At 46.5% G+C, this 6,295-nt stretch carries 4 protein-coding genes and 1 pseudogene; 3 read left to right on the forward strand and 2 right to left on the reverse strand.

Features of this window, described 5'->3' with window-relative positions; all coding sequences use genetic code 11:
- Positions 1–1,865: hydantoinase/oxoprolinase family protein (locus tag K4A83_RS21420; RefSeq protein WP_407810261.1), on the reverse strand; the 1,865-nt coding region annotated here is incomplete at its 3' end.
- 128 nt (positions 1,866–1,993) lie between these two features.
- Between K4A83_RS21420 and K4A83_RS21425 the strand changes: the two genes are divergently transcribed.
- Positions 1,994–3,325, forward strand: a complete 1,332-nt coding sequence (locus K4A83_RS21425) for a methyl-accepting chemotaxis protein (protein WP_265266745.1) — start codon at positions 1,994–1,996, stop codon at positions 3,323–3,325.
- On the opposite strand, the gene K4A83_RS21430 is transcribed toward K4A83_RS21425, so the two are convergent.
- Entirely contained in the window at positions 3,317–3,925 is a 609-nt protein-coding gene (locus K4A83_RS21430; RefSeq protein ID WP_265266746.1) for a (2Fe-2S) ferredoxin domain-containing protein, read from the reverse strand. The two genes, K4A83_RS21425 and K4A83_RS21430, sit on opposite strands and share 9 nt — an antisense overlap.
- A gap of 282 nt (positions 3,926–4,207) precedes the next feature.
- On the opposite strand from K4A83_RS21430, the gene K4A83_RS21435 reads away from it, so the two are divergent.
- Both K4A83_RS21435 and K4A83_RS21440 read left to right on the forward strand, forming a co-directional pair.
- On the forward strand, positions 4,208–5,674 hold the full coding sequence (locus K4A83_RS21435) for a hypothetical protein (RefSeq protein ID WP_265266747.1): 1,467 nt from the start codon (positions 4,208–4,210) through the stop codon (positions 5,672–5,674).
- A gap of 470 nt (positions 5,675–6,144) precedes the next feature.
- Positions 6,145–6,295 (forward strand): annotated as a pseudogene (locus tag K4A83_RS21440) (transposase); the annotation flags it as partial.

Below are 6,295 nucleotides of genomic sequence, written 5' to 3' on the forward strand. Positions count from 1 at the left end.
TGGGGTGTGGTGCGGGGGTGGGTCTTTTCGGGGGGGATTTGGGTGGGACAGACTAATTCGAGGGAGAGGGATTGGACAATCAGGGGTTTGTCGGGGAGGGTGAAGCCATAGCGTTGGTGGTGAAGGGTGGCAAATTCGGTTTGCATGGTGGGGATGGTGTCCCAGTGGATGGGGAGGGTGGAGTCGGTGCCTTGATATTTGAGGTGGAGGGTGCGGATTTCTTGACCGATGGGGGGCGGGGTGGGGTGTTGTTGGCGCAGTTCGGTGCGGGCGGTTTGGGAGAGGTCTTGGAAGGCTTGGCTGAGTTGGGGTTCTAGGGTGGGGCTGAGGGGCAATTCTAGGGCTTTTTCCCGCAGGATGCGAATATCGGCTAGTCCGATGCCGTAGGCGGAGAGAACGCCTGCGTAGGGGTGAATGAGGATTTGTTTCATGCCGAGGGCTTCGGCGATCAGGCAGGCGTGTTGTCCTCCGGCTCCGCCAAAACAGCAGAGGGTGTATTGGGAGACATCATAGCCTCGTTGGAGGGAGATTTTTTTGATGGCGTTGGCCATTTTTTCGACGGCGATCGCTAAAAAACCACTGGCGACTTGTTCCGGTGTTCTCCCGTCGTCAATGGAGGCGGTTAGCTGGTCGAATTTTTCCCACACTATGGCACTGTTGAGGGGTTGATCGGCATGGGGGCCAAAGATGGGGGGGAAAAAGGAGGGTTGAAGTTTGCCGACTCGTACATTGCAGTCGGTGATGGTCAGGGGGCCGCCTTTGCCATAGGCGGCGGGGCCGGGATGGGCTCCGGCGGATTGGGGGCCGACGAGGTAGCGGATGCTGTCGTAGTGGAGGATGGAACCGCCCCCGGCGGCGACGGTGTGAATGGCCATCATGGGGGTTTGTAGGCGCACTCCGGCGATTTCGGTTTCTAGGCTGCGTTCGTATTCTCCGGCGTAGTGGCTGACATCGGTGGAGGTGCCGCCCATGTCAAAGCCGATGATTTTTTTATATCCGGCGATCGCACTGGTTTGGACGGCTCCGACAATCCCCCCAGCGGGCCCAGAGAGAATGCTATCTTTGCCCTGAAAGTGATGGGCGGCGGTGAGTCCCCCGTTAGACTGCATAAAGAGGAGATGGGGGGTGGTGGGAGTGGGGGGGTTTTTCTCTCCCCATAAAAAAGTCGCCACTTGATCGACATAACGGCGTAAAATAGGGGAAAGGTAAGCATCCACCACGGTAGTATCTCCCCGGCTGACCCACTTCATCAGGGGGCTAACTTGATGGGAGACGGAAATTTGAGTAAAGCCGATCTCTTGGGCAATTTGTGCGATCGCCTGTTCATGGTCAGGGTAGCGATAACCGTGCATCAGGACAATGGCACAACTGCGAATTCCAGTTTGATAGGCGGTTTCTAAATCCTGCCTGACGGTTTCAATTTGCAGGGGAGTCAGAATATTCCCTCTCGCATCAATCCGTTCTACGGCCTCAATCACGGTTTCGTAGAGGAGACTTGGTAAAATAATCTCACGGGCAAAAATTTGGGGGCGGTTTTGGTAGCCAATGCGGAGAGCATCTTTAAAGCCTTGAGTTACGACTAAAACCACGCGATCGCCTTGATGTTCTAACAGGGCATTCGTTGCCACCGTTGTCCCCATCTTAATGCTTTCAATCTCTGCCGTCGGAATTGGTTGATCTCCCTGAATTCCCATAATTTCCCGGATTCCTTGCAGGGGAGCATCAGGGTAGTGTTCCGGATTTTCCGACAGGAGTTTATGAATGACTATTTCCCCATCGGGTCGTTTCGCCACAATATCGGTAAAGGTGCCACCGCGATCAATCCAAAATTGCCAAGACTTTTTAGGGGGATTTACTGGAGTCATCATGAAGATTAAAGAGTCTTAAACGATTACGAGGTTCTATGGAACAGATTACTAGCAACAAACTGAGATTAAGATATTGGATTATTGGAGGTTATTCAATTCCCATCCTGCTCATTTTTATCTCATCTATGTTTATTTTAAATGATGTCGGCAAAATGAGGGAATCCACCGAATATCTACAACAATCTTACAATCTCGAAGAAAAAATCAATAACTTTTCGGTCAGTGTGGTTCTAAGCTTAAAAGCTCATCAAATTTATTTGATCGACCCTAACAATGAATCTAAGGCAAGATATAATGAACTGACCCGACAGTATAAACAACAAAAAATTGAACTCACTCCTTTGATTACAGATGCCACGCGACAGCCTCTTTTAGCTGAACTGAGTCAACTGCTTTTAACGATTGAACAAACCAATGAACGGATCAATCAAAGTATAGAAGTTGGCAATCTAGACCTAGCTTTAGAACAGTGGCGAGGGGCAAATATTCGCGGTATTTCTGATCGAGTGGAAGATTTACTGGATATCCTAAGTACATCTGAACATGATGTGGTTTTAAAGGCCCAAGAATTGCAAAACAATCAACTCGATATCTTGCAAAATACCGCCGGATTGCTCAGTATTATATCCCTACTCGGTACCATTGCAGTCGGTTGGTTTTTAATTCATCGGCTGATTCATCGTATTAGTTCAGAAGCCAATACGATTGCCACCTCTTCCGTGGAAATTACGACCACCATCGAAGAACAGGAACGCATTGCAGCACAACAAGCCGCATCTGTCAACCAAACCACTGCTACGATAGAAGAATTAAGCACTTCCTCCCGACAGTCGGCCGAACAAGCTGAAGCCGCCGCAAAAGCCGCCCGTCATATTTTAGTACGGGCGAATGGGAAAGATTTAGCCAGTGGGGATAGGATCAACGAGAAGGACAATCTTGATTCTAAATCCCAGCAAATCGTCAAACAGGTGTTAGATTTAACCGAACAACTGGGGCGCGTCAACGAGTTTACGGAAATTGTCCGGGATATTTCGAGTCAAACCAATATGTTAGCCCTCAATGCGGCGGTGGAAGCGGTGCGGGCTGGGGAAGCAGGGAAAGGTTTTGGGGTGGTGGCGACAGAAATCCGTAAACTGGCGGACCAAAGTCGCCAATCGGCGGTGAGTATTACCCACATCTTGCAATCGGTACAGACTACGGCCTACTCAACCGTGGAAGTGACGAAAGAGGGGACAAAGGCGGTGGATGATATTGTGGAGGGAATTAATGCGATCGCCCTCAATGTGGAACAAATCTCCCTCACCGCCCGCCAACAAGCCACGGCTACGGAACAAGTCCGCATGGCAATGGATGATATTAACCTGGGGGCGCAACAAACGGCTACAGGTATCGCTCAAACCCGGATTGGAGTGCGTAGTTTACAGGAAACGGCCAGTAATTTGAAAACCTTAGTGTGAATTGAGATGTTGATCTAGAAGCTGAGGAAGCTGGCGGGGGGTGACTTGGGTATATTTGGCTTTATCCGGTAAAACGACCAAAGCGGGGCCTTTTTTGCACTGATTGAGGCATCCTGTGGCTTTGACTTGCACCTGGTTTTCTAAACCGCGATCGCGCAAATACTCATCTAAAGCACTACATAACCCAGATCCCCCTCGTTTACGACAATTGGATTTTTGACAGATGAGAATTTTTGCTTTTTGGCTCGGGGGCTTCGAGACTATAGGGGGAGGAGATACCCGAGGAGAAGGAGAGGGAAAATCATTAAAAACCGGTTCAACGGCGATCGCCTTATACTTAAATTTTCCCGTCTTGCGGGAACATTTTTGGTGTCCGGCCACCTTCACCCAACAGCCCGGATAAAGGCTCGGATCTAGGGTTTTCCGTAGAGATTTGGGGACTTTAAGCCAATATTCTTGGTTGTGAATCACTAACCGTAAATACTTGATTTTTTCCCCGTCCTTCATCACAAATCCTAACAACTGTCCAACTTGCTCAAAAGTCGAGGTTTTAGGTGCTTTAACCCTTCTCACCTCGGGCGCTACCGTCACTTGTCCCATGCTTGCGTTGAATCCTCCGAATGGCTGAATACTTTCGGGCTGAAGAGAAGTCAAATCATCTCCCCTTCTGTCCACTATAAACATAAAAGCCAGTAAATGACAACTATTCTCAATTATTTCCCCAGAGGGAAAAGTTAGGAGCCCCCGAGGGCTTGCAATGTTAGACTGGATTCATTTTGGCAGCCCAGATCATTTCACATGAGTTTATCCAAGCAACTACGCCCCCGCACTTCAGTCAAACGTTCTCCCAAAAAAGGCGGTAGCCTTTGGTTTGAGAGAATTATGGCGATTATCGCTTTCCTGAACTACGCCCTTGTGGTGTTTGATTTTACCTATGTTCCCTTACGGGATTTTTGGTTACAGGGTCGCGTTAGACTGTTAAGCATTAATCTTGGAGGCTATCAGTTAGAGATACCCGAAGAACCCATTGTGGTGCATCGTTTACCCATTACTCAAGCCTATGACTGGGTAAAAGCCATTGAACCCCATCGGGACACAGAAGCCTATTTGAGGCGGGTGGAAGAGTTAGAAGAAGAACTGATTCAAACCAGTTTGCGTTCTCCAGAAGTCGCGGAAATTCTCGAAGATTTGCGCCAACTCAGCGATGAAATGATCGACACTAACCCCTTTTTAATTGCCAACAAGACTGGGACATTAGAACAGATTAAAAACATCATGCGAGAACACATCTGGGGGGAAGATGGTTCATCGAAAGAAGCCTTTAGTATTTTTTGGAGTCAAGAACATTTAGCCACCCGCAACGCCATCCAAGAATTAAACTTTTTTAACCGCAAAATTCGCCCCTTGATGGAAACCAACTACTTCCGCCCCATCGGAGAAAATGGTCGCCCCGTCAATAACTTTGGCCTACTTGACTTTCCCTTTGCCCTGATCTTTTTCAGCGAGTTTTTACTCCGTAGTTGGTTTATCAGTCGTCGTCATACGGGAGTCAGTTGGTTTGATGCCATGTTGTGGCGCTGGTACGACATTTTACTGTTTGCACCTGTTTTTTTTGGGTTACGTTCCATTCGGTTATTACGAATACTTCCCGTTTTAATCCGTCTTAATCAAGCGAATTTAATTGATCTAAAAGCTATTAAAAAACAAGCCAGCCAAGGCTTTGTAGCAGGCATTGCCGAAGACTTAACCGAAGTAGTAGTAGTTGGAATTCTGAATCAAGTTCAAGGGTCAATTCAACGGGGAGAGTTAACAGATTTACTTGCACAACGCAATAAAAATCCTTATATCAATCTCAATGATATTAACGAAGTAGCAGAAATTTCTCGCTTAATTGTGCAGTTAATCATCAATCAAGTCCTACCCGCTACTCGTGAGGATTTAGAGGCTATTATTCATCATGGTTTAGATAAAGCCATTGCCGATATTCCGGGCTATCAGAATTTCAGCAAGTTACCGGGGGTGGAGAATTTAACACAAAATATCATTGAACAAACCATTCATCAGGTTTATTCCATTGTTTATACACAGATTCAACATATCCTAGAAGAAGATCCCGAGTTTGACCGTTTACTAGATCGGTTGATTAGTACCTTTACAAAATCCATGAGTTCAGAAATTCAAGCCCAGGAAAGTATGGAACGGATGGAATACTTGCTCCATGCTTTAATTGAAGAGATTAAGGTGAACTATGTGCAACGTCTTTCTGAGGAAGATATGGAGGCATTATTAGATCAAACTCGCGCCCTGCGTCAAGCGGCACAAGCCACGATGGGGAATTCTGGAGATTGACAGATTCAAGAGAATTTATATTCGGAAAAAATGACGCGATTGCTTACCCCGTCTGCACTCTAGGACTCGGAAACTGCTATAGTGTTTCCATTTGAGTTTTGTAATCCACAAGGGAAAGCAAAGGGAACACCGGATCTGGTAATAGGGAACAGTATACAAGGGTTACAAGGAGCTTGAAGTATTATGAGAAACTTCTCTGAGAGTTGATCAATGATTTAGAACCGCTATACAATGAGGCTCAATCTCTTAGCCCACCGTTCCTAGAAGGGGATTATAGAAGATTTTTGTAAAGTTTTATCAATACATTAATCGTTTTGAGTAGAATTACATAGAATGAAAGGGAAGTTCGTTGTATTTTAATCATAAATCGTTTATTTTTGCCCTGTGCCGAACCTCAATTAAAGATGTTGGCATCTTTAATTAGCAATTAGTACACTTTGAGATAAACCCGCTTTAAAATTACCTTAAATGTGGGCTTAAACCATTTCTTGACTGACTCCAATGGAGAAAAACTAGACAATCCTCGATTTCTTCGTCAAGCTGAGAAGCGTTTAAAGAAAGCACAGCGTAAGCTATCTAAGAAGAAAAAAGGAAGCAACAAGCGTCAAAAGCAAAAGTCAA

The organism is Spirulina subsalsa FACHB-351, assembly GCF_026130165.1.
Lineage (GTDB): Bacteria > Cyanobacteriota > Cyanobacteriia > Cyanobacteriales > Spirulinaceae > Spirulina_A > Spirulina_A subsalsa_A.